This window comes from Actinoplanes xinjiangensis (genome assembly GCF_003148685.1).
GTDB lineage: Bacteria > Actinomycetota > Actinomycetes > Mycobacteriales > Micromonosporaceae > Actinoplanes > Actinoplanes xinjiangensis.
In genome coordinates this window covers 1-23552 of record NZ_QGGR01000017.1, presented here as the reverse complement: position 1 = coordinate 23552, position 23552 = coordinate 1, and the positions used below count along the sequence as shown (strand labels likewise).

Genomic DNA, 23552 nt, shown 5'->3' with positions numbered 1-23552 from the left:
CATGGAGGAGCTCGCGGAGCTGATCGCGATCCGCTCGACCGCGGATCGCCCGGACGAGCTGCGGCGTGCGCTCGACCTGCTGCTCACGGTCGCCGGTCCCGATTTCGGGGTACGCCGGTTCGAGTCCCGTGGCAGGCCGAGCGCCCTGCTGACCGTCCCCGGCCGGGCCGGCCCGCCGCGGGTGATGCTCAACGCGCATCTGGACGTGGTGCCCGGCGAGCCGCACCAGTTCACCCCGCGCCTGGACGGCGACCGCCTCTACGGCCGCGGCGCCCACGACATGAAGGCCGCCGCCCTGGTGATGACCCGGGTCTTCCGGGACCTGGCCGCCACCCTGCCCTACGGCCTGGCGTTGCAGCTGGTCACCGACGAGGAGGTGGGCGGCTTCGACGGCACCGGTCACCAGGTGGCGCAGGGCGTCCGGGCCGGCTTCGTGATCATCGGGGAGCAGAGCGGGCTGCGGGTGGTCACCGAGTCGAAGGGGATCATCCGGGCCCGGCTGTCGGCGTCCGGCCGGACCGCGCACGCCGCCTACCCGTGGCTCGGGTCGAACGCGCTGGTCGCGGTGACCGAGGGCGTGCGCCGGCTGCTGGACCGCCTTCCGTCACCGGCCGCCGAGGCGTGGGTGACGACCGTCAACGTGGCCCGGATCGACACCCCGAACCAGGCCGCCAACGTGGTCCCGGCGGAGGCCACCGCCCTGCTGGACATCCGGTTCCCGCCGTCGGACACCGAACTGGCCGGGCGCGGGCCGGACGAGGTGGCCGCGTTCCTCAGCGAGGTCACCGGCCTGACGGCGACGGTCGAGGCGCTGGGTGCGCCGCACTACGCCGATCCCGGCGGTGCGGAGGTGCTGCTGCTCCAGCGGGCCGCCCGGGACGCCGGGTTCGACGGGTCGCTGCTGCGCAAGCACGGGGCGGCGGACGGGCGTTTCTACTCGGCCGTGGGGGTGCCCGCGGTGATCTTCGGGCCGGGTGGCGACGGGCAGCACGGTCCGGAGGAGTATGTCGATCTGCGCACGCTCACGCCGTACTGCAAGGCGCTCGAAGGTTTTCTGAAGGGTCTAGACGGCCAGCAGGTGCTCGACGCGGGCGGCGATGGCCCGTAGGTAGGGGCGGCGGTCGGCGCCGACCTTCGCGTTCCAGGAGCAGGGGCCCTGGCGGTGCAGCATCTCCGCGTAGCGCGTCTCGGTGTCGACCCGGACCCCGGTCGGGCCGACCGTCTGGTCGGCGTAGGTGAGCGCGTCGGCCATCAGGCTGCGCTCGTCGGGGAACACCGCCATCTGCTCGCCGAGGCCGCGGGCGGCACCCACGAACCGGGCGCCGGAGTGGTAGGCGACCAGACCGGCGATCCGGGCCGGCCAGCCCTCGGCGCTCAGGTGCACGGCGCCGTCCAGCGGATGGAAACCGGTCAGTGCGATCGGCGCGGCGTAGCCGACGTCGTGCAGCCACGCGGCGGCCACCAGGACGTCCGGGTCGAGGTCGAGCCGGTCGGCGAGCTCGGCGGCCCGCTGCGCCACCCCGGCCGTGTGCTTCCACCGGTTGCCGCTGTCACCGATCAGGGACTCGGCGACGGACCGGGCCAGCAGGGCGCGGGTGGGAGCGAGAACAGCGGTCATCGCCGGATGCTACGTCTCCGCAGGTTAACGGCGGATGGACGGATGATGACCGCTGACCGAAACCGTCAGCCGAGGCGCAGCCGCTGGGCCGGAAGGCCCGCCGCGGCGAGCTGGGCGGCCAGCGGGCCGCTGGGATTGTCGACGAAGACGGCGACCTGATGGTCGTCACCGAGACTGCACGCGGCGACCACCGAACCCAGATTGATCGGATCGAGTTCGCGGACGTACGCCAGGTCGACGATCAGCCGCAACGGCCGCACCCGGCGCACCGTGTGCACCAGCAGCTGCCGGAGTTCCACCGCCTCGTCCGGGCCGACCGCACCGTGCGGCTGGATCACCACACTGCCGTCCGCGCTCGTGCTGACCTCGAGAACCGAGCCTCGCATCGCACTTGCCTCTCGTTAACCGTGCGTTCAGGCGCGAGACCACGATAGGCGCGGCCTCGCGTTCACCCGGCACAACGGGACATGGACATCGGGTGAACTGTCGGGCGCGGGCGCACGCCCCGGAAAATGCCCGAACAGTCAATTTCCGGGCGCCGGCATGTCTGTTTACCTCTATGGGCCCTCCGTATCGACGAAGTAGGTCTCCATGCTGCGAAAGTTCACCGCCGGAATCGTCAGATACCGGAGGCGGCTACTCGCGGCAGTGGTCGTGACGGTCTCCATCGCCCCGTTGGCGCTGATCAACGGCAACGCCGGGGCCGCCACCGCGCTCGCGCCGCAGCCGGGCAACTTCACCGGGCTCGGGTTCGACGCCTGCACCGCCCCGTCCAGCGACACGATGGCCGCGTGGCTCAGGTCGTCGCCGTACCGGGCGGCCGGCATCTACTTCGGTGGTAACAACCGCGGCTGTACGCAGGCCAACCTGACCGCCGACTGGGTGCGCGAGCAGATCACCCGCGGCTGGCGGCTGATCCCGCTCTACGTCGGCCCGCAGGCCAGCTGCACCACGCTGACGAAGCGGAACCTCATCGACAACGCCACCGCGGCCGCGCAGGGCCGGGCCACCGCCGAGGACGCGGTCCGCCAGGCCGTCGCGCTCGGACTGTCGAAGGAGAGCGTGCTGATCTACGACATGGAGTCGTACGACAGCAAGAACATCGCCTGCCGCGACGGTGTGCTGACGTTCATGAACGCGTGGACCGCCCGCCTGCACGACTTCGGCTACTTCTCCGGCTACTACAGCAGCGCCGCCACCGGCATCGCCGACATGGTCGCCGTCTACCACCGGCCGGGGTACGTGCGGCCCGACTACATCGACTTCGCCCGCTGGGACCAGGTCGTCACGGTCACCGACAAGGTGATCCCGGCGAACCACTGGGCCCCGCAGCGGCGGATGAAGCAGTACCGCGGCGCCCACCAGGAGACCTGGGGCGGCGTCACCATCAACATCGACAACGACTATCTGGACTTCGCCCGGCTGCCGTCGGCGAAGCTGGCCGACTGGAACCGCAACGGCTGGTCGGACATCATGGCCCGGACCTCGTCGACCGGCAACCTGTTCGCCTACCCGGGCAACGGCACGTGGGTCTCCGAGGGCGGCCGGACCCACGTCGGCGTCTACCCGTCGGCGAACGCGCTGCTGCGGATGGACCTCGACCGGAACGGCCTGACCGACCTGATCGTGCGGACCAGAGCCGGTGCGGTGTTCTTCTACCCCGGCCTGAGCAGCGGGAAGTTCGGCGCCCGCAAGCAGCTGTACAAGAACTTCGGCCACATGCGGGAGCTCACCGCGATCGGCGACTTCAACCGGGACGGCTACCCGGACATGCTCGCCGCGCAGACCAGCAACGGCAACGTCTACCTCTACCCGGGGATGAAGGGCGCCAGGTTCGGCAAGCGGACGGCGCTGGCGTACGGCGACTGGAACAACCGCAGCGAGTTCGCCGGCGTCGGCGACTTCAACCGGGACGGGTTCCAGGACCTGCTGGTCAAGCTGAACAGCACCGGGGCGCTGTACCTCTACCGTGGGAAGACCGGCGGTTTCCAGGCGGCCCTCAAGGTCGGCACCGCGGCCGGGCTGCGCGACCTGCTGGGCGCCGGCGACTTCGACCGGGACGGGTGGACCGACCTGGCCGCGGTCCAGTCGTCGACCGGCCACCTGATGGTCTACCGCGGCAACGGCAAGGGCTTCGTCGCCGGACTGCGCGTCAGCACCGGCTACAAGGGCCGGTCACCGCTGTTCTGACCGTCCCGCTCGGGCAGGGTGAACAGCACGGTGGTGCCACCGCCGGGCGTCTCGTCGACCCGGATGTCGCCACCGTGCCGCTCCACGATCCGCCAGCAGGTGGAGAGCCCGATCCCGTGTCCGCCGGCGGTGCCGGTGCCGAGCCGGGTGAACATCTCGAAGACCCGCTGCCGCTGCTCGGACGGGATGCCCAGGCCGTTGTCGGCGACCGCGACGGTCCAGCCGGCCGGGCCGTGTCCGGCGGCGACCGTGACCCGGCACGCCCGGGACGGATCGCGGTACTTGATCGCGTTGCCGATCAGGTTCTGCAGCAGCTGCCGGATCAGCACCGGATCACCGTCGGCGACGGGCAGCGGGCCGGCCGCCTCGACCGTCGCGCCGGCGGCCTCGGCGGCCGGGCGCAGATCCGTGCGGACCTGCTCGAACAGGTCGGCCAGGTCGGCGGTCGCCCGGCGGACCGGCGCGCTGCCGGCCTGCGCGTATCCGAGCAGCGACCCGATCAGGTCGCGCATCCGGGTGACCGCCCGGGACGCCGCCTGCGCCCACTGCTTCGGCCTGCCGTCCACCTCGTCGCCGATCAGCTCCAGGTAGCCGCCGACCGAGGTCAGCGGCGCGACCAGGTCGTGGCTGACCGCCCCGGCGAAGTTGCTGAGGTCGGCGTTCGACCGGCGCAGGTCGGCGTTGGCGGCGGCCAGCTCCCGCCGGGCCTCCTCGATCGCCCGCTGCTGGGCCCGGGCGCCCGTCACGTCGTTCATCGCGACCACCGCACCGCACCGGACGCCACCCGGCCCGGCCAGCGCCCGGCCGCTGACACTGACGTGCAGCGGTTCCCGGCCGGGCCGCTCGATGATCATCTCGGCGTCCTTGACGCCGCCTTCCCGCAGTGCGCGCCGCAGCGGCTCCCGTTCCGGCGCGAGCGGGGTGACCCCGTCGGTCTCGAGCAGCCGATACCGGCCGGCGGGACCGTCCAGCCCGTGCCACTCCCGCGCGGCCCGGTTGAACAGGGTCGGCTGCCCGTTCCGGTCGGCCGCCACCACCGCCACGTCGATCGTCTCCAGCAGCGTGTCGGTCCACCGCTGCCGTTCCTCGGCCAACGCCGCCAGGTCGGCGTTGATCCGTGCCTGCCGCCGCCGCTCGAACAGCGCCAGGATGATCCCGGCCAGGTCCTCGAGCCGCTCGATCTGCTCGCCGTTCAGCTCCCCCGGCTCGTCGTCGAAGACGCACAGCGACCCCAGCGCGTGCCCTTCCGGCGTGACGAGCGGAAACGACGCGTAGAAGCGGACACCGGCCAGCACCCCGGTGACCCACGGATTGTGGCGGAAGACCGGGTCGGTGCGGGCATCCCTGACGTAGGTGGTCCGGCCGGACTCGAAACGGACCGCGCACATCGAGTCGGAGCGGTCCGAGTCGCCGCCCTCGAAGCCGACGGTGGTGAGCTGGCACTGGCGGTTCTCGTCGATCAGGTTGAGCGTGGCGTTCGGTACCCCGGCCACGGTGGCGGCGACCCGCACGACGGCCTCCAGCTCGTCCCCGGCCGGCGCGTCGAGCAGGCGGTACTCGTGCAGCGCGGCAAGTCGCCGGCGCTCGCGTTCCGACAGGCGTTCAGCCAGATCCACCCCTGTCCGATCGGCACCCCTACCGGCGAACTGACCATTTCCCGGGCAGCGTCACCGTCACCGTGACGCCGCCGCCCGGCGTGTCCCCGATCGTGATCGTCCCGCCGTGCCGCTCGACGATCCGCAGGCAGCTGGACAGTCCGATGCCGTGCCTCCGCGCGGTCTGCCCGTCGACGCGGGCGAACATGCCGAACACCTCCTCGCGGCGCTCCGCCGGGATGCCGGTCCCGTTGTCGGCGATCCGCACGGCCGGGCCGTCGGCGGTGATCTCGGCGTGGGCCGGCCGGTCCGGGTGCCGGTACCTGACGGCGTTGCCGATCAGCTCCCGCATCAGCTGCCGGATCAGCACCGGGTCGCCGGTCACCTCCGGCAGCGGGCCGGGCACGCTGACGCGTGCACCCGCCGCGGTGATCTCCGGGTCCAGGTCGTGCAGCACCTCGCCGATCAGATCTCCCAGCGGTACGGCAAGCGCCCGCACCGGAGCTCTGCCGGCCCGCGCGTGGTCGAGCAGCGCGTCGATCAGGTCCCGCATCCGGGCCACCGCCCGCGCCGCCGCCGCGACCCACTCGGCCACCCGCGGCTGCTCCGGCACCTCGTCCGGGTCACCGAGCAGCTCCAGATATCCACCGACGGCCGCCAGCGGAGCGACCAGGTCATGGCTGACCGCCCCCGCGAAGTTGGCCAGATCGGTGTTGGAGCGGCGCAGCTCGGTGTTGGCGGCGGCGAGCCGCTCGTGGGCCTCCTGGAGAAGCCGCTGCCGGGCGTGTTCGGCGGTGACGTCGTGCAGGGCGACGACGGCGCCGTGCACCGTGCCGTCGGCGGTCCGTAGTGGCGCCGCGTTCGCCAGCATCGACCGCGGGCTCCGGCCGGGCGCCTGGATCATCAGCTCCCGACCGGTGACCGGCACGCCGTCGCGCATCGCGACGACGAGCGGCACCTGATCGTCCGGGACCGGGGTCCGGCCGTCCGGTTCGTACAGCCGGTAGCGTGCCGCCGCCCCGTCCGGGCCCGCGGTCAGGCCGGCGTCCGGGTGCAGGGCGTGGGCGGCCCTGTTGATCAGGATGACCCCGCCCGACGGGTCGACCGCGATCACCGCCTCGTCGATGCTGTCCAGCACGGTACGGGTCCACTGCTCCCGGGCCCGGATGGTCTCCTCGAGCCCGGCCGACAGGCGGGCGAGCCGGCGCCGTTCGAAGAACGCGACCACGATCCCGGCCAGGTCCCGCAGCCGGCCGATCTGCTCCCGGGTCAGCCGCCGCGGCCGGTCGTCGAAGACGCACAGCGTGCCCAGCACGTGGCCACCCGGGCTGATCAGTGGCGCCGAGGCGTAGAACACGATCCGGCCCAGTTCACCGGTCACCCACGGGTTGTCCCGGTAGTCCGGCTCCTCCCGGGCGTCCGGCACGTGCACGAAGACGCCGCGGTCCAGGCGTACCGCGCACATCGAGTCGTCCCGGGCGCACTGCCGCCCGGCGACGCCGACCGTGGTCAGCTGGTACTGCTTCACGTCGTCGAGCAGGTTCAGCGTCGCGGCGGGCACACCGGCGACCGTCGCGGCGACCCGGACCACGGCCTCCAACTCGGCGGACGGCGGAGTGTCGAGGAGGTGGTACTCCCGCAGGACCGCGACACGCCGCCGTTCCCGTTCGCTCCCCACCTGCCACCTATCGGCACCCGGCCGCGACAGTTGACCGTTTCACCCACCGGCCGGGGCCGCGCTCGGCCGGCCCACGCGGGGCCCGGGGCCGGTGGCCGGCTCAGAACCAGCGGCGCCGGTAGTGGCCGTGGTGGCGGTAGTGCCCGTGATGCCGGTAGTGGCCGTGATGCCCGTACGCCCCCGGACGGCCGTAGGCACCGGGATGCCCGTACGCCCCGGGGTGGTGGCCGTGGCCGTAGAGCCGGTGGTTCACCTCGCGCAACAGGCCGTCGGCCAGGGGGTTGTGCCGCTTGTGGGACATCCGCTGAAGCTTCGACGCGACCATCGAGAGCACGAACCGTTTGACGAAGCCCACCGCACGTCTCCTCCGCATGCCCGGCCCGCGCCCCGCGTGCCGTCCGGATTCCAGGGTAGGCCGCCGACTCCACCTCTGAGCTGTGCGTTCGCTGTCCGTTTCCGGTCCCCGGCCCGGACCGGCACAATGCGTCGATGAGCGTGATCACCTACTTCCGGCGGACCGGGCCGGACGCCGTCGCCGAGTTGCGGCGGCTGGCCGGCGACGATCCCGGCAGGGCACGGGAGTACGCGGAGGGGCTGCCCGGCACGCACACCGACCGGGCCTGGGCCGGTCTGCACTTCCTGCTGCTCGACCTGAACCCGCCGGTCGACGTCTTCGCGGCGGGTGACCCGTTCCTGATCCTGACCGCCGGCGAGGTCCGGGCCGCGGCCACGTTCCTGGAGGCGACCCCGTTCACCGCGCTGGCCGCCGGCTACGACCGGCCGCTGATGGAGTCGATCGGTGTCTACCCGGAGGATCTGTGGGAGGCGGACTGGGCGCTGTCGTATCTCGAGGACGCCTGGGTGCGGCTGGTCCCGGTGTTCCGCGCCGCGGCGGCCGCGGGCGAGCAGGTGGTGGCCTGGCGGGCGTGACCCGCGGTCAGAGGCGCTCCAGTTGCTCCTCCAGGTGGAAGACCTGGTCGAGGACGAGCATGCCCTCGTCCGGCCGGGCCTCGCCGAGCGCCGGGAAGAACCCGGCCATGGCGGCCTGCCAGCGTGCGTTCACCTCGGTGCGCGCCATCGCCTCCTGGGCGGCCGCGAAGTCGTCGGTCCGGAGGGTGCCGACGAGCAGGCCGTCCGGGCGCAGGAAGAGCCGGTAGTCACGCCAGCCGGTCTCGTGCAGCGCCCGCAGCATCTCCGGCCAGACGGCGGCGTGCGCCTCCCGGTAGGCGTCGAGCCTCGACGGGTCGACCTGGAGCGTGAAGCACACGTACGTCATGCCGCCATCCTGCCGCCCCGGCCATAACGTTTCAATCCCTCAGCGCCGGCCCGGACCGGCACCGGGACCGGATCAGCAGGTCGAGTGGAACAGGCCGCCCACCGCCTCGGTGCCGGCCAGCTCGTTGTAGAGCCGGACCGCCTCGGTGGTCTCCGCCTCGTGCACGGTGACGTCCCGGTCGCGCAGGAACGCCAGGGTGGCCGGGTCGATCTCGAGCCGCTCCTCCATGCCGCGGGACAGCACGATCACGGTGGCGCCGTTGTCGAGCAGCTCCTCGACGTCGGCGGGCTGGACTCCGGGGCTGTGCTGGGTGCCGGTCTCCCGCCAGTCCCACGGCCGGCCGCCGCCGGGCCAGAGCTTGAAGTCCTTGCCCGGCTCCAGCCCCTCGATCTCCATCGTGCCCCACACGACCGACGTGATCCTCGGCGATCCCGCCATGTTCCCTCCTCAGGTGGTGACCGCCTCACCCTCCCACGGGCCCGGGCTACCCGCGCGGGGCCCGCGGCGCTATTTTATGTCGCATGCGAAATACCTCGATCGAGATCGGCCCGCTCGCCGGGACGCTGTTCGAGCCGGACGGGGAGCCGGTCGCGGTGCTGGTGGTGCACCCGGCCACGGCGACGCCGGCCGGGTTCTACACCGGGTTCGCGTCGTTCCTGGCGGAGAACCGGATCGCCGCGGTCGTCTACGACTACCGGGGCACCGGGCGGTCCGGATCGCCGCGCGACCACCGGGAGGTGGGCATGCGCGACTGGATCGAGCAGGACGTGCCGGCGGTGACCGGGTGGGCGGCCGGGCGGTTCCCGGGTCTGCCGCAGCTCGCGGTCGGCCACAGTATCGGCGGGCACGCCCTCGCGCTCGGGCACGGCGGGCCCGGCCTGACGGCGTTCGCGCTGGTCGCCTCGCACGTGGCGTCGATCGGCGCCATTCCGGACCGGGCCGAGCGGCTGCGCGTACGCCTGGTGCTGTCCGTGCTCGGCCCGGCGCTCGGCGCCGTTCTCGGTCATGTCCCGGCCCGCCGCCTGGGTCTCGGCGAGGACATCCCGGTGGCGGCCGTGCGGCAGTGGGCCCGTTGGGGAGGGCTGACGGAGTATCTGTTCGACGATCCGGCGATGAGGGCGGCCGAGCGGGCCGCCGCGGTCACCGGGCCGGTGCTGGTGATCGGGCTGAGCGACGACCCGTGGGCGACGCCGCCGCAGGTCGACAAGCTCGCCGCCCGCCTGGTGAACGCGGCGGTGGAGCGCCGCACCCACACCCCGGCCGAGGCGGGCGTGCCGCGGATCGGCCACCATGGGTTCATGCGCCGAACCGCCCGCGACACCCTCTGGCCCGAGTTGCTGACCTGGCTGCAGAAGCAGATCGCCAACGCGGCGCGATGAGCGGCCACCGCCTCGTCTTCGAGATGATGATCGCCGAGCGCTCGGTCCGGCGGTGGATCGACGCGCGCTCCGGTGACAGCGGCATCGGCGCGGCCGGGGCGGGTGTGCTGTTCCATCTGGCCGGTCACGACAACGCGCTGGTCGGCGACGTGAGCGCGGCCCTCGGCGCGTCGCCGTCCGGGATCAGTGGCCTGGTGAGCCGGCTGGAGAAGGGCGGTTTCCTGGTCAAGACGCCGGACTCGGCCGATGCCCGGGCGGTGCGGCTGCGCCTGACCCCGGCCGGGCGGGAGGCGGTCGCGACGGCCAAGGACGTCGTGAAGGAGCTGAACGCCGAGATCTCCGACGGATTCACCGGCGAGGAACTGGACGTGGTGGCCCGCTGGCTGGGACAAATCACACAGCGCCTGAGCTGACGGTACTTCCCCTGGAGACCGGGGCATACCAAGCTGGTTCCGGGTGCCCTGAGGTGAGGGAGTACTGATGAGTCATCGAGTGGTAGTCGTCGGGGCCGGTTTCGGCGGCCTCTTCGCGATCAAGGCGCTGCGCCGTGCGGACGTCGAGATCACCCTGATCAACGGTACGGCGTACCACCTCTTCCAGCCGCTGCTCTACCAGGTCGCGACCGGCATCCTGTCCGAGGGTGAGATCGCGCCGCCGATCCGTGAGGTGCTGCGCCGGCAGAAGAACGTGGACGTGCGCCTCGGCTGGGTGCAGGACGTCGACGTGGAGCGCAGGATCGTGTCGGTGGCCGGGCCGGGCATCGACTACACCGTGCCGTACGACACGCTGATCGTCGCGGCCGGCGCGTCGCAGTCCTACTTCGGCAACGACCAGTTCGCCGACCACGCGCCCGGTATGAAGAGCATCGACGACGCCCTGGAGCTGCGGGCCCGGGTCTTCGGCGCGTTCGAGGTCGCCGACCTGCACACCGATCCGGAGACGATCGAGCGCTGGATGACGTTCGTGGTCGTCGGTGCGGGCCCGACCGGCACCGAGATGGCCGGGCAGATCGCCGAGCTGGCGCACCGTACGCTGCGCGGGCAGTACCGGCACATCGACTCCCGCAAGGCGCGGATCCTGCTGGTCGACGCGGTCGGGGCGGTGCTGAACACGTTCGGTGACCACCTCTCCGCGCGGGCCGCGGCGCAGCTGGACAAGCTCGGCGTCGAGGTCCGGACGAACACGATGGTGGTGGGCGTCGACGCCAACAGCATCGAGGTGGAGTCGAACGGCGAGCGCGAGCGCATCCCCACGATGACGAAGGTGTGGGCGGCCGGGGTGGCGGCACCGCCGCTGGCCGCGAAACTCGCCGCGGCGGCCGGGGCGAAGACCGACCGGGCCGGCCGGATCGAGGTCGAGCCGAACACCAGCCTGCCGGGCCACCCGGAGATCTTCGTGCTCGGCGACATGATGAACCTGGCCGGCAAGGACGGCAGGCCGCTGCCCGGGGTGGCCCAGGTGGCCATCCAGAGCGGCCGGCACGCCGCCGACCAGATCAAGCGCCGTCTGGCCGGTAAGGAGACCGGTCAGCCGTTCCGGTATTTCGACAAGGGCAGTCTGGCGACGATCTCCCGATTCTCGGCGGTCGCGAGCATCGGCAAGGTGCGGCTGTCCGGCTTCCCGGCCTGGGTCGTCTGGGTGGCGGTGCACCTGTTCTACCTGGTCGGCTTCAAGAACCGGGTGACCGCGGTGCTGCACTGGTTCGTCAGCTTCCTCGGCCGGGGCCGTTCGGAGCGGGTCGCCACCCAGCAGCAGGCGTTCGCCCGCCAGGCGATCCGGGCCTACGGCGACCCGTTCCGGCGGGCTGCGGAGGAGGCGGAGCAGGTCGGGTAGCGTGTAGCGGCCCGCGAAAGTCCTGAGGAAGGCTCACCTTGGTCCCGGTCACCGTCAGCACCCCCGTCGTGTCCCGCGCCAGGGCCCTCGCCCCGGTCTTTCACGAGCTGACCCTCTTCCACGGCAGCATGGGTGCGGGCAAGTCGACGCTCGCGCTGCAGAACGCGTACAACCGCCGGCAGGCGGGCCGGCCCGGGGTCCTGCTGACCAGCATGGACCGGGCCGGCTCCGGGGTGATGTCGTCGCGGCTGGGGGTGGAGGCGGACGCGATCGAGGTGACCGACGGCACCGAGCTGACCGTGCTGATCGCCGACGAGGTCCCGGCCGGCGGTTTCGTGATCGTCGACGAGGCGCAGTTCCTCCGGCCGGAGCAGGTGGAGCAGCTGGCCTGGGCGGTCGACGAGCTGTGCGTGGCGGTGGACTGCTACGCCATCTCGACCGACTTCATGTCGCATCTGTTCCCGGGCGCGCAGCGGCTGCTGGAGCTGGCCGACAACATCGTGTCGCTGCAGGTCGAGGTGACCTGCTGGTGCGGGCGCCCGGGGCGGCAGAACGCGCGGATCGAGGACGGCCGGGTGGCCCGCTCGGGCGCCCAGGTGGCGGTCGGCGACACGTCGGACGCGGCCGAGGTCACGTACCGGGTGCTGTGCCGCCGCCACTGGCGCAACGGCGACGCCGGGCCCGCCTAGGCCCCGGCCTGGGGATAGATCATCCAGGCGCGCAGGTCGCCGTGGACGTCGAAGAGGTATCCGCCGTCGCCGACGCTGTGGTTGGCCGGGTCGACGTTGGTGAAGATCGGTTTGGTCAGGCCCCAGTACTTGTGGGTGGCGGTGTTCTGCCCCTTGCCGACGTGGACGTAGACGTCGCCGCCGGCCGGGACCACGGTGCCGGCCGGGAACGTGTAGCGGCGCAGCCCGGAGTCGCGCACCCACCAGCCGGCGATCGGCACGCCGGTGGCCGACGGGTTGTGGATCCGGAAGTACTCGCCGTTGAGGTTCTTCTCGTCGACACCGTCGGCGTCCGCGTTGACGGCCAGGGTGAGGCCGCTGTTCTGGGCCGGGCCGGACTTGCAGCTGTCGGTGTCGTACAACCCCCGGCCCTCGGCCGCGGCCTGCTGCGCGGCCCGGTGGTAGACCCCGTCCATCGCCCATTCGCCGGGCCACGCCTGCCAGAGCGCGTAGCCCCCGCGGACCATCTGCTCTCCGAGGTCCTGCCACTGCCCGCCGATCTTGACCGCGACCGAGCGCAGCGGCCGGCCCTCGCTCTTGCTGGACGCCTTGAGCGAGGTGAGCCGCACGGTGTTGCCGCCCGCGGCGAGGAGTTGCTCGAGGCGGAGGTTGGCGGCGACGGCGTGGCAGTCGCCCTTACGCCGCTCCGGGTAGTGCGAGTAGGTCTTCATCTCCATCGCCTGGATGCCCAGGATCCGTACCGAGACCACGTTCCTGGTGCCGTCTCCGGCGAGGTCGACGCGGATCGTGTCGCCGTCGGGAGCCCAGTCGACCTTGCCGGTCCACACCTGGCAGCGGGGGCTGCCGGCGTCCGTACGGCAGGCGGTGGTCGCCCCCTGGGCGGGGGTGGCGAGACCGGTGACGGTGAGGGTGGTGGCGGCGGCGAGGGCGCCGAGGCGGCGAAACATGCCGCTTCCATCGACCGGCGGAGGACGGGCTTGAGAAGACACGATAGTTAGCTAGGCTAAGCACATCCTTCGTGAGGAGCACCGCTTGACCGCCGCCGCACGCCGGGCCCCCAAGGCCGGCATCGACCCGGACCCCACGAAAAGTTGGTTACGCCGCGCCCGGCCCCTCGTCCGCGCCCACCGCGCGCTGCTGATCACCTCGCTGACGCTGTCGTTCATCGGCCTGATCGTCCAGGTGCAGATCCCCGACCTGGTGCGGATCGGTATCGACCGGGCACTCGTCGACCGGACCGAGGGCCTGGAGAAGTACGTCTGGCTGATCGCCGGGCTCGCCATCACCCAGGGGCTGATCAACTTCCTGGCCCGCCTCTACCTGCTGCGCACGGCGTACGAGATGGAGTACGACCTGCGCAACCTCGTCTTCGGCCACCTGATGCGGATGTCGTACGGCTTCTACGACCGGGTCCAGTCCGGTGAGCTGATCTCCCGCGCGACCAGTGACATCCGCGCCGTGCAGATGTACCTGGCGTTCGGTCCGTCCATCCTGGTCCAGTGCACCATCGCGGGCATCGCGTTCGCCCTGATGGTGTCGATCAACGCGCCCCTGGCCGTGGTGGCGATGCTGACCATGCCGGTCATCGCGGTGCTCGGCGTCCGGATGCGCAAGGCGATCTTCCCGGTCTCCTGGCTGATCCAGTCCCGGCTGGCCGGGGTGGCGACCGTGGTCGACGAGAACATCCAGGGCGTCCGGATCGTGAAGGCGTTCGCGGCCGAGAAACGGCAGATCGGCACGCTCACGCGGGCGGCCGACGGGCTGCGGTGGGCGTATACCACCGACGCCCGGATCCGCAGCCGCTGGATGCCGGTGATGGACAACCTGCCCCGGCTCGGGCTGGCGATGGTGCTGCTGGTCGGCGGGCTGATGGTCCTCGACGGCGACGCCACCGTCGGCACGATCGTGGCGTTCAACTCCTACGTGCTGATGCTCCAGCCGCCGTTCCGGATGCTCGGCATGATCATCATGATGGGGCAGCGGGCCGCCGCGTCCGCGCAGCGCATCTACGACATCCTGGACACTCCCGCGGAGCTGACCGACCCGGCCGAGCCGGTGGTCCCGCAGCCCCGGGGCGACGTGCGGTTCGAGGGCGTGCGTTTCACGTACCCCGATGGCACCGTCGGTCTCGAAGGTCTCGACCTGCACGTCCGGCCGGGTGAGACGGTGGCGCTGGTCGGCGCGACCGGCAGCGGCAAGAGCACGGTGGCCCGGCTCGCCGCACGGTTCTACGACGCCGACGCGGGGCGGGTGCTGATCGACGGCGCCGACGTGCGCGACTACCCCCTGGCGACACTGCGTGGCCGGGTCGGCATCGTGCCGGACGAGCCGTTCCTGTTCTCCCTCTCCCTGCACGACAACATCGCTTTCGGACAGCCCGCGGCGACCCGCGAGCAGGTGGTCGCCGCCGCGGTCGCGGCCGGCGCCGACGGTTTCATCCGGGACCTTCCCCAGGGGTACGACACGGTGGTCGGCGAACGCGGCTACACCCTCTCCGGCGGGCAGCGGCAACGCGTCGCCATCGCCCGGGCGCTGCTGGTCAACCCGCCGGTGCTGATCCTGGACGACGCCACCAGCGCCGTCGACGTCCGCGTCGAGCACGAGATCCACGAGGCGCTCCGTGACCTGATGCGCGACCGCACCACGATCATGGTGGCGCACCGGCTGGCGACGATCGGCCTCGCCGACCGGGTCGTACTGATCGAGAACGGTCAGGCAGTGGCGACCGGAACCCATACCGAACTCTTGGCGACCGAACCCCGATACGGGCGGGTCCTGGCCACGGAGGTCAACGCGTGAGCATGTTCGGAGGCGGTTTCGGCGGGCCCGGCGGCGGACCGGGGTCGGGGGCGATCGCCGGGATGGGCGGCACCGGCACCCGCCGTCAGGGCAACACACCGTTCGCCGGGGTACCACCCGAGCTGGCGGCCGGTGTCACCCTGATGGAGGCGAGCGAGCCGGCCCACCCCGAACCGGAGGTGACGTTCAGTCACTCCCCCGACAGCGGCCGGCTCACCCTGTGGTCCCTGCTGTCCGGCCGGCGCGCGCTGCTCGTCACCGCGGCCGTCGCCGTGCTCGTCGAGGCGCTGCTGCTGCAGTCCGGGCCGTACCTGGTGCAGGTCGGCATCGACCACGGCATCATCGCCCGAGACGTGCCGGTCCTGGTGTTCGCCGCCGTCGCGTTCCTCGCCTCGGTGGCACTGACCGCGGCAGCCACCGCCGTGCGCATCCGCACCAGTGGCCGGCTCGCCGCCTACAGCACCCGTGACCTGCGGGTGCGCGTGTTCACCCAGTTGCAGCGGCTCAGCCTCGACCACTACACGACGGAGAAGGCCGGCGTCACCATGACCCGGATGACGTCCGACGTGGAGGCGCTCCAGCAGCTGCTCCAGGAGGGGTTCGCGCAGTTCCTGATCCACGGTCTCACCATGGTCGTGGTCACCGCGGTCCTGATCCACTACGACGCGGGTCTCGCCGCGATCACGCTGCTCCTGGTGGTTCCGCCCCTGCTGCTGCTCACGCTCTGGTTCCGCGGGGCCGCCGACGTCGGCTACCAGCGGCAGCGCGACACGATCGCGGGACTCTTCACCCACCTGACCGAGAGCCTGAACGGCGTACGCGTCATCGCCGCCCACAACCAGCAGGACCGCAACGTGATCGCCCACCGGGAGGTGGTCGGCGCCTACCGCGACGCCAACGACCACACCGGCCGGATCAACGCCGTCTACGGCCCCGGCACGTCGGTGATCGGCCTGCTCGGCCTGGCCGCGCTGCTGCTGATCGGCGGCCGGATGGTCCTGCGGGGCACCCTGACGATCGGTGAGCTGACCGCGTTCGTGCTCTACCTGAACGCGTTCTTCCAGCCCGTGCAGCAGCTCGTCCAGCTCTACACCAACTATCAGCAGGCCCGCGCCGCCCTCGGCAAACTGCGCGGCCTGCTCGGCACGGCGCCCGCGGTCCGGGAGAGCCCCGGGGCCCGGCCGCTGCCGCCGGCGTCCGGCGGGATCGAGCTGCGGGAGGTCACCTTCGGGTACGACCGGGCGCGCCCGGTTCTGCGCGGGGTGAACCTGCGGATCGCACCCGGCGAGACGATCGCCTGTGTGGGCCCGACCGGCGCCGGCAAGTCCACCCTCGCCAAACTGGTGTCGCGCCTCTACGACCCGGACGCCGGAACGGTGCTGATCGACGGCCACGACCTGCGCGACGTCACCCTCGACTCGCTGCACCGTCAGGTCGGGGTGGTCCCGCAGGAGCCGTTCCTGTTCGCCGGCACCCTCCGCGACAACATCGCCTTCGCCCACCCCGGCGCCCCCGACGAACTGGTCGAGGCGGCCGTCGACGCGGTGGGCCTGCGCGACCTGGTCGACCGCTCCCCCGGCGGCCTCCGGACGATCCTGCACGAACGCGGCCAGTCGGTGTCCTCCGGCGAACGTCAGCTGATCGCCCTGGCCCGCGTCTTCGTCGCCGAGCCCCGGGTGGTGGTCCTCGACGAGGCCACGTCGAGCCTGGACCTGCGCTCGGAGCTGCGGGTGGAGGCCGCGATCCAGCGCCTGCTGGAGGGCCGGACCGCCATTCTGGTCGCCCACCGCCTGTCCACGGCGCGCCGCGCCGACCGGGTGATCGTCGTCGACGACGGCGACATCGTCGAACAGGGCACCCACGACCAGCTGCTGGCCGCCGGCGGCCGGTACGCCACCATGTACGCCACCTGGGAGTCCCACACCGCCACGAAATGACCGCATCCGGGGGCACACTGGAGCACGGGGGCTATGTAGAGTACGAGTATGCCCAAGCTGACCTTGCAGGTGCGGCTCGTGCTCGCGATGCTGGCCGCCGAGCCCGACCGACAGCGATACGGACTGGAGATCGTCGAGTCGACGGGACTCCTCCCCGGCACCATCTACCCGATCCTGGCACGGCTGGAGCAGGCCGGATGGCTGCACAGCCAGTGGGAGGAGGCCGACGAGAGTGTGGTGGGCCGGCCACGACGGCGCTACTACCGGCTGACCCCCGACGGCGCGGCGGCGGCCGCGGAGGCGCAGGCGAGGGCCGAGCAGCGAGCCGGCTCGCGGGTGCGGCCGTCATTCGGCGGGCTCCTTCCCGGAGGGGCGCACTGATGCGGATGCTGCGCGCGCTGCTCGCCGTCGCGTCGGCGCTGCTGCCACGGGCTCACCGGGCCCGCTGGCGCGAGGAGTCCCTCGCCGTACTGGCCGGGGTGCACGGCGCCCGGCGCTGGTGGTTCGCGATCGACACCGTGGTCAAGGTCCCCCTGCTGTCCCGGCAGGTGCGGCAACCGGTCCCGCCGCCGGGACGGTGGCCGGCGGCCCTGTCCGGCCTCGGGCTCCTCGGCGCCTCGGTGGCCGTCGTGATCGCGGCCCTGAACCCGTTCTCCCTCTCCGAGGACGCCGCCGAGTTCCTGTTCCTGCTCGCGCCCTGCGCCATGGCCGGGGTGGTCGCCGTCCGGTCCGTCCACGCCGCCCGCGCACACGGCGGCGGGCCGCTCGCCTACCTGGTCGCCGCCCTGGTCACGGCCGGAGCCGGGACCGGCCCGGTCGCGGCCGGCGCTCTGTCCGTGGCCACGGACACGGCCATGGTCGCGCTGATCGGCGCCTTCCTGCCGGGAACATGGCTGCTCGCGGTCAGCGGCACCGCCCTCGCCCGGCGGACCAGCCCACCGGCGCTCGCCGTGCTGGGCGCGCTCACCGGCGCCGGACTGCTCGGAGTCCTGCTCGGCCTGCAACTGGTGACGCATGTGCCCGCGGCCCGCGGCCCGGCCTCGGCGCTCACCGTCGTCTCCGTGGTGCTGCTGATTCCGGCGTGGACGGTGTGGTCGGTCTGGACCGGCTGCCGGCTCATCCGGGGGCGCCCCGCGCAGCGGATGATCTGACCGGTCCGGGCGGGGGATGACCGCAACGGTATGGCGACACGCCCGTATCGATGATTGCGCATACAGCGATCGGGCGGGGAGGGTCGGGGCATCCCAGACGGAGGTGCTTTGTGGACCTGTCACGAACGCTGGCCGGAGTCGGTGCCGCGTTGCTCGCCACGGCTCTGCTCGCCAACCCGGCGTCGGCGGCGCCGGGCGACACCCCATCCACCCGTGACTTCGGAAACGGGCCCGAACGCAACGAGATCGCCGCGATCGACAGCAGTGCGATCGATGCGCTGTCGACACGGGTGCTGTCCGCTGAACGACCGGCGGCCGGGTGGAGCCTCACGACCCGGCGAGGCTTCCCCCGGCAGAACCGGCTGCCGGTCTGGCCGGTGAACCCGGAGGACCGGTCGATCAGGCTGGGCCTCGTCCCGTACCACTCGATCGCTCCGAGATTGAACGCGTTGCAGGCCGCCTCGGACCGGGTCTCCGCGGAGATCGTCGGGAGATCGGCCGGCGGCCGGGATCTCTATCTGGTGACGGTGACCGCGCCCGAGTCGGGCGCGGAGGCGGCCCGGCAGGACCGCTGGCGCGAACTGATCGAGGAGGACCCGGGCGCCGCCAAGCGGGACCGGCACCTGCGGGCCGGGTACAAGACGCCGGTCTGGATCAACGCGAACATCCACGGCAACGAGTGGGAGGGCACCGACGGCGCGCTGCGTGTCATCGAGCGCCTGTCCACCGCCACCGACGCCGCGACCAGGGACTTCCTGAAGCGGAGCCGGGTGTACGTGACGGTCACCAACAACCCGGACGGGCGGGTCGCGGGAACCCGGGCGAACGGTGCCGGGTTCGACATCAACCGGGATCACGCGACCAGTTCGCAGCCGGAGTCCCGGGCGGTACGCGACGTGATGATCGCGACGCAGCCGTTCCTGATGCTCGACGAACACGGCTACACGGGGACGACGCTGATCGAACCGGCGACGCCGCCGCACGGGCAGAACTACGAGTACGACCTGTACATCAAACACGCCCTGCCGAACGCGCTCGGTATGGAGAAGGCCATCCAGCGGCTCGGGCACCCGGAGACGACCCGCGCCGACATCCCGTTCCGCGACTACGCCCCCGGTGACTGGGACGACTGGCCGCCGATCTTCACCCCGATGTACGCGATCTACCAGGGCGCGGTCGGGCACACCGTGGAGATCCCGCTGCGGGTCAACAACGCGGCGTACGACACTCTGCCGGTCGAGGAGCTGCAGCGCCGGGCCCGGATCAACACCGATGTGGCCGCGGCGACGATCGAGGCGGCCCTCACCTACGCCGACACGAACCGGGGCACACTGCTCGCCGACCAGATCGAGCAGTTCCGCCGCGGCTGGGCCGGCGAGCCGTCGCCGGTGATCCCGGACGGTTTCGTCGACGGCTTCGGCCCCGAGGACCGCTATGCGACGACGTTCCCGCGCGCCTACGTCATCCCGGCCGGCACGCCGGCCGCCGCGCGCCTGGTCGACCACCTGATCTCCCATGACGTGCGGGTCACCGCAGCCCGCTCCGACTTCCGGGCGGGCGGTCGCCACTACCGCAAGGGCACCTACCTGATCGACATGCACCAGCCGAAACGCGGCCTGGCGAACGTCCTGCTCGAAGCGGGGCGGGACATCTCCGGCCTGGTGCCGCAGATGTACGACATCTCGGGCTGGAGTCACGGCCTGCTGTGGGGCGCCAGGGTCGACAGCAGCGTCCGGTCACTGCCGCGGGTCCCGGTCGTGAAGATCTCCCGGGCCGTGCCGACCGGTTCCGTCGACGCGCCGCGCGGACGTGACCTCAGCCTGTCGCTGCGCGACGGCACCGATGTGCGCGCAGTCAACGAGCTGCTCGCCCGGGGTGTGAAGCTGCGGCGCACGGACGCGGCCACCGTCGTGGTCCCGGCCGAGGCGCGTCCCGACGCCGTCGCTCTCGCCACAACGCTGGGGGTACGGTTCACCACCGCCCCCCGTCGCGCAAGAGGCGACGTGTTCGACCAGCCCGTGGTGGCCGCGGCGGTCTCCGCCGACGAACTGTTCGCCCTGAAGGAGATGGGCTTCGCGGTGCGGCCCGTCTCCACGGCGATCCTCAACGCCGGTTTCGACCTGTCCACCGTCGACACCCTGATCGTGTCGTCCGGCCTGTCGTACCCGGCTCTGAACCCGGCCGCCCGCGCCTCGGTCGACGCGTTCCTGGCCCGCGGCGGTGGTGTCCTCACCCGCGGCGCCACGGGTGCCGCCTTCAACGCCGCCGCCCGGGTGCTCCCGGTCACCGCGACGGCCGGCCGCGCCGACGCCAACGGGGTGGTCTCGGTGACCAACGAGGGCCGGATCGTCGGCGCCGGCTCCCCCGCGCACTCGTTCGTCTACTCCCCGATCTGGTTCACCGGCACGGGCGTGACCGTCGAGCAGCGTTACGGCACCACCCCGCTGGTCGCCGGCCACTGGCTGCCGACGGAGGCGGGAACCGACGGCCCGGCCCAGGCCGCCGGGCAGCCCGCCGTCGTCTCCGGCACCACGGCCGGCGGCGGCCACGCGGTCCTCTTCGGCACCGAGCCCCTGTTCCGCACCCACCCGAAGGGCCTGTACGCCCAGTACGCCCGCGCCCTCCTCTGGACCGCGGCCTAACCCCCGGAACGCCGTGGCGGGCGGGACTCGTGTCCCGCCCGCCACGGTCCGGTCCGGTCCCGCCTCGCCCGAGGTTCACGGTGCGGGCGGGCCGACGTGGTGGTCCAGCCACGCGCGCAGCGGGCGGCTCAGGCGCAGGAAGTCGACGATCCGGTCGCGGGCCGCGGCGGTGCCCATCCACGGGGCCGGCTCCCACTCCTGCCAGGTGGTCAGGCCCTTGTGGCGGAGCAGGCCGATGCGGGGATGGTCCTTCGGGAAGCCGCGCGGGGCCGTCTTCAGGGTGCCGTGGCCGTGCACCGCCACACCGGCCGCCTCGATGCCCGCGATCAGCTTCTCCAGCGACGGCCCGAGACGGTCGTCGGCGATCGTCCGGCGATAGCGTTCCAGCTGGTCGGGAGCCATCTGATACATGCCACAGCCGGCCGCCAGACCGTCCGCCCCCAGCTGGACGTAGCCGCCGAACTCCAGCCAGATGCCCAGGTGGTCCTTGTAGGGCGTCTTGTCGTGACTGAACCGCACGTCACGGTACGGCCGGAAGACCTTGCCGGGACCGAACTCCGGCTCCAGGTCGGCGAGCAGGGCCAGCGCCGGCGCCTTCACCCGGTCCTCGTAGACCGGCAGGTGCGCTGTCCAGTACGTCTTCGAGTTGTCGGCGGCGAGGCCCTCGTAGAACTCCAGGGCCTCACTCGGCCAGCCACGGAACGTCACCCCGGCAGTCTGCCACCGGTCGTCACCCGGATGTCGCGGGCCTCGCGGACCACCGCCGCGGCGAGACTCCGCGGCCGGTGGCCGAGCTGGGCGGAGATGCGGCCGGCGGCTGCGAGGAGGTCGGTGACGGCCGGCCCGGACTCCGGCGTGAACCGCAGCTCCGGCCCGGCCAGGCTGATCACGGCGACCACCCGGGCGTCGTGGTCGAAGATCGGGGCGGCGATCGACGCGGTGCCGGCCTGACGTTCGCCGTGCGACGTCGCGTACCCCCGCTTCCGGATCTCGGCCAGGTCCGTGCGCAGCCCCGCCGGGTCGACGATGGTCCTGTCGGTGACCGCCTGGAGGGGGTGCCCCTCGAAGTAGGCCTCCACCTCGAAGTCCGGCAGGAACGCCAGGAACGCCTTGGACGAGGCGCCGGCGTGGAGCGGGAACGGGATGCCGAGGCTGACTTCGAGGCGCAGCTCCTGGTCGGGGACGACCTGGTCGACGTAGAGCCGGCTGTCGCCGCGCCGCAACGACAGCGTCGCCGTCTCGTGGTGGCGCTCGGACAGCCGCCGCAGTTCGGGGGCGGTCATCATGCGCACATCCGTACGGGCCAGGTAGGCGCGGCCCAGCGCGACGGCGGCGGGACCGAGGGCGTAGCGGCGGGTGGCCGGGTCGACGGTGATCAGCTCGCGGCTGCGCAGCGCGGTGAGGATGCGGTGCACGGCCGCCTTCGTCAGGCCCAGGGCGGTGGCGATCTCGGTCACCCCGAGGTCCGGCTGGTCGGCGCGGCCGAAGTGGAGGAGCACGTCCATGGCCCGCTCGACGGCGGCGATGGAGCGCGACTGGCTCTCCTCCTCCGGGGACGACGGCGTTGACACAGCGAAACCCCCACGGAACCGGAACGGAACGGACTCTGCCGAACTTTAACCCGCTATTTCGCACAGCGGAACGCCGTGCCGATCCGCTGTCGGCACGGCCTCGCGGCGTCGCTCCCGCGGGCGGGGACCGGGTGGCGCGACATGGGAGGCTCAGTCATGACCGCTTCCGCATTGCGCGCGATTCTCGCCTCCGACCGGGTCACCCACGTGCCCGGCGTCTACGACCCGGTGACCGCGGCGCTCGCGGCGGCGGCCGGCCATCGGGCCGTGTATCTGTCCGGGGCGGCCGTCTCGGCGATCATGCTGGGCCCGCCCGACCTCGGTTTCGTGCACGGCGCCCAGATCGCCGACCGGGCGTCCACTCTGGCCCCCGCGCTGGACGGGATCCCGCTGATCGCCGACGCGGACACCGGCTACGACGATCCCGTGCCCGCGGTGTGGACGGCTCTGGCGTACGCCCGGGCCGGCATCTCCGGGCTGCACCTGGCGGACCAGGCCGGGCCGGGCCGTGGCGGGCGGCCGGCCGGAACGGAGCTCGCCGACATCGGCGCGACGGCCGCGAAGATCACCGCGCTGGCCGATCAGGTTCCGCAGATCGTGGTGATCGCCCGGACCTGCGCCCACCCGGTCCGCGGTCTCGACGAGACGATCGTGCGCTGCCGGGCCTACGCCGAGGCCGGGGCGGCCGCGATCCTCCCGGAAGGCGTGGACACCCTGGAGGAACTCACGCTGGTCCACGCGGCGCTCCCGGGCGTACCCCTGGTGATCAACCGCAGTGAGGCCGGCGGCGCGCGGCCCGTACTGTCCGATGCCGACCTGGCCGGGGCCGGTGTCCGCCTGGTCCTGCATCCGGTGGCGGCCCTGCTCGCCGCCATGCGGGCGGCCTCGCTCGCCTACCGCGCCATCGCCGACGGCGGCACCGCCGAACCCGTCGACCGGATGCCGTGGGCCGCGTTCACCGCCCTCGCCGCCCGGGACGACAGCACCGCCGACCTCGACGCCCGCTACGTTCCGCGGGGATTGCAGACGTGAGCCGCCTCCCGGTCGCCGGTACCGGATCGGCCGCCACGGCAGGGCGCCCGCCACCGTCTGCGCCCTCCTGACCGGAAAAACACCTTGACCACGGCCTTGTTTGGGCATGGGTGATCACCGGGTCGGTCTGGTCGACAGGCCGGCTCGGTGGGGAGATTGTCA

General features: G+C 72.3%; 23 protein-coding genes. 13 read left to right on the top strand and 10 right to left on the bottom strand.

The annotated features are described in order from the left end of the window. Position 1: 1 nt before the first annotated feature. Positions 2 to 1108, top strand: coding sequence for a M20 family metallopeptidase (locus BC793_RS31525; RefSeq protein WP_109599174.1), 1107 nt, complete (start codon positions 2 to 4; stop codon positions 1106 to 1108). Here BC793_RS31525 and BC793_RS31520 read toward each other — a convergent pair. Together BC793_RS31520 and BC793_RS31515 are read right to left on the bottom strand one after the other, a co-directional pair. After that, positions 1064 to 1618: an HD domain-containing protein gene (locus BC793_RS31520; RefSeq protein ID WP_109599172.1), complete on the bottom strand. Its 555-nt coding sequence runs from the start codon at positions 1616 to 1618 to the stop codon at positions 1064 to 1066. The two genes, BC793_RS31525 and BC793_RS31520, sit on opposite strands and share 45 nt — an antisense overlap. Positions 1619 to 1683: 65 nt before the next feature. Continuing rightward, the gene (locus BC793_RS31515) at positions 1684 to 2004 is read right to left on the bottom strand and encodes a hypothetical protein (RefSeq protein WP_109599170.1); all 321 of its coding nucleotides are present in this window, start codon (positions 2002 to 2004) and stop codon (positions 1684 to 1686) included. 205 nt (positions 2005 to 2209) lie between these two features. On the opposite strand from BC793_RS31515, the gene BC793_RS31510 reads away from it, so the two are divergent. Next, complete coding sequence (locus BC793_RS31510) at positions 2210 to 3808, top strand: glycoside hydrolase domain-containing protein (protein WP_109599169.1); 1599 nt, start codon at positions 2210 to 2212, stop codon at positions 3806 to 3808. Here BC793_RS31510 and BC793_RS31505 read toward each other — a convergent pair. From BC793_RS31505 to BC793_RS31495, 3 genes are all read right to left on the bottom strand, one after another. Next, on the bottom strand, positions 3781 to 5424 hold the full coding sequence (locus tag BC793_RS31505; RefSeq protein ID WP_239170396.1) for a sensor histidine kinase: 1644 nt from the start codon (positions 5422 to 5424) through the stop codon (positions 3781 to 3783). The two genes, BC793_RS31510 and BC793_RS31505, sit on opposite strands and share 28 nt — an antisense overlap. 19 nt (positions 5425 to 5443) lie before the next feature. Continuing rightward, positions 5444 to 7081, bottom strand: coding sequence for a sensor histidine kinase (locus BC793_RS31500; RefSeq protein WP_109599167.1), 1638 nt, complete (start codon positions 7079 to 7081; stop codon positions 5444 to 5446). Positions 7082 to 7181: 100 nt separating this feature from the next. After that, positions 7182 to 7436, bottom strand: a complete 255-nt coding sequence (locus tag BC793_RS31495) for a hypothetical protein (RefSeq protein ID WP_109599165.1) — start codon at positions 7434 to 7436, stop codon at positions 7182 to 7184. Positions 7437 to 7570: 134 nt separating this feature from the next. On the opposite strand from BC793_RS31495, the gene BC793_RS31490 reads away from it, so the two are divergent. Next, positions 7571 to 8011 carry a DUF1877 family protein gene (locus BC793_RS31490; protein WP_109599163.1) on the top strand — a complete coding sequence of 147 codons (441 nt, stop codon included), beginning with the start codon at positions 7571 to 7573 and terminating at the stop codon, positions 8009 to 8011. A 7-nt stretch (positions 8012 to 8018) separates the two neighbouring features. Here BC793_RS31490 and BC793_RS31485 read toward each other — a convergent pair whose 3' ends face one another. Both BC793_RS31485 and BC793_RS31480 read right to left on the bottom strand, forming a co-directional pair. Then, the gene (locus tag BC793_RS31485) at positions 8019 to 8357 is read right to left on the bottom strand and encodes an L-rhamnose mutarotase (protein ID WP_109599161.1); all 339 of its coding nucleotides are present in this window, start codon (positions 8355 to 8357) and stop codon (positions 8019 to 8021) included. 72 nt (positions 8358 to 8429) lie between these two features. Beyond that, positions 8430 to 8795, bottom strand: coding sequence for an Mth938-like domain-containing protein (locus BC793_RS31480; protein ID WP_109599159.1), 366 nt, complete (start codon positions 8793 to 8795; stop codon positions 8430 to 8432). Between the two features lie 83 nt (positions 8796 to 8878). Here BC793_RS31480 and BC793_RS31475 point away from each other — a divergent pair, with 83 nt between their 5' ends. From BC793_RS31475 to BC793_RS31460, 4 genes are all read left to right on the top strand, one after another. Further along, positions 8879 to 9736, top strand: a complete 858-nt coding sequence (locus BC793_RS31475) for an alpha/beta hydrolase family protein (RefSeq protein WP_109599157.1) — start codon at positions 8879 to 8881, stop codon at positions 9734 to 9736. Continuing rightward, a complete protein-coding gene (locus BC793_RS31470; protein ID WP_203896418.1) occupies positions 9733 to 10149 on the top strand; it encodes a MarR family winged helix-turn-helix transcriptional regulator in 417 nt (138 codons plus the stop codon). Before BC793_RS31475 ends, BC793_RS31470 begins: the two co-directional genes overlap by 4 nt. A gap of 67 nt (positions 10150 to 10216) precedes the next feature. Beyond that, the gene (locus BC793_RS31465; RefSeq protein WP_109599155.1) at positions 10217 to 11569 is read left to right on the top strand and encodes an NAD(P)/FAD-dependent oxidoreductase; all 1353 of its coding nucleotides are present in this window, start codon (positions 10217 to 10219) and stop codon (positions 11567 to 11569) included. Between the two features lie 38 nt (positions 11570 to 11607). After that, positions 11608 to 12258, top strand: coding sequence for a thymidine kinase (locus BC793_RS31460; RefSeq protein WP_109599154.1), 651 nt, complete (start codon positions 11608 to 11610; stop codon positions 12256 to 12258). Here the strand turns inward: BC793_RS31460 and BC793_RS31455 are convergent. Beyond that, positions 12255 to 13205, bottom strand: coding sequence for a lamin tail domain-containing protein (locus BC793_RS31455; protein ID WP_109599152.1), 951 nt, complete (start codon positions 13203 to 13205; stop codon positions 12255 to 12257). The genes BC793_RS31460 and BC793_RS31455 overlap by 4 nt on opposite strands. A gap of 85 nt (positions 13206 to 13290) precedes the next feature. Between BC793_RS31455 and BC793_RS31450 the strand changes: the two genes are divergently transcribed. From BC793_RS31450 to BC793_RS31430, 5 genes are all read left to right on the top strand, one after another. After that, positions 13291 to 15057 (top strand): ABC transporter ATP-binding protein, encoded by a 1767-nt coding sequence (locus tag BC793_RS31450; protein WP_109599150.1) that lies wholly within the window; start codon positions 13291 to 13293, stop codon positions 15055 to 15057. Between the two features lie 2 nt (positions 15058 to 15059). Continuing rightward, positions 15060 to 16994: an ABC transporter ATP-binding protein gene (locus tag BC793_RS31445; RefSeq protein ID WP_239170398.1), complete on the top strand. Its 1935-nt coding sequence runs from the start codon at positions 15060 to 15062 to the stop codon at positions 16992 to 16994. A gap of 48 nt (positions 16995 to 17042) precedes the next feature. Beyond that, the gene (locus BC793_RS31440) at positions 17043 to 17375 is read left to right on the top strand and encodes a PadR family transcriptional regulator (protein WP_203896417.1); all 333 of its coding nucleotides are present in this window, start codon (positions 17043 to 17045) and stop codon (positions 17373 to 17375) included. After that, a complete protein-coding gene (locus BC793_RS31435) occupies positions 17375 to 18145 on the top strand; it encodes a hypothetical protein (protein ID WP_146246513.1) in 771 nt (256 codons plus the stop codon). Before BC793_RS31440 ends, BC793_RS31435 begins: the two co-directional genes overlap by 1 nt. A gap of 110 nt (positions 18146 to 18255) precedes the next feature. Beyond that, a complete protein-coding gene (locus BC793_RS31430; RefSeq protein ID WP_203896416.1) occupies positions 18256 to 20787 on the top strand; it encodes a M14 family zinc carboxypeptidase in 2532 nt (843 codons plus the stop codon). Positions 20788 to 20862: 75 nt separating this feature from the next. Here the strand turns inward: BC793_RS31430 and BC793_RS31425 are convergent, their stop codons facing one another. Both BC793_RS31425 and BC793_RS31420 read right to left on the bottom strand, forming a co-directional pair. After that, a complete protein-coding gene (locus tag BC793_RS31425) occupies positions 20863 to 21495 on the bottom strand; it encodes a DUF2461 domain-containing protein (RefSeq protein WP_109599143.1) in 633 nt (210 codons plus the stop codon). Next, entirely contained in the window at positions 21492 to 22358 is an 867-nt protein-coding gene (locus BC793_RS31420) for an IclR family transcriptional regulator (RefSeq protein ID WP_239170395.1), read from the bottom strand. The genes BC793_RS31425 and BC793_RS31420 overlap by 4 nt, the downstream gene beginning before the upstream one ends. A 156-nt stretch (positions 22359 to 22514) precedes the next feature. Here BC793_RS31420 and BC793_RS31415 point away from each other — a divergent pair, with 156 nt between their 5' ends. Then, the gene (locus BC793_RS31415; RefSeq protein WP_109599141.1) at positions 22515 to 23390 is read left to right on the top strand and encodes an isocitrate lyase/PEP mutase family protein; all 876 of its coding nucleotides are present in this window, start codon (positions 22515 to 22517) and stop codon (positions 23388 to 23390) included. Positions 23391 to 23552: the final 162 nt, after the last annotated feature.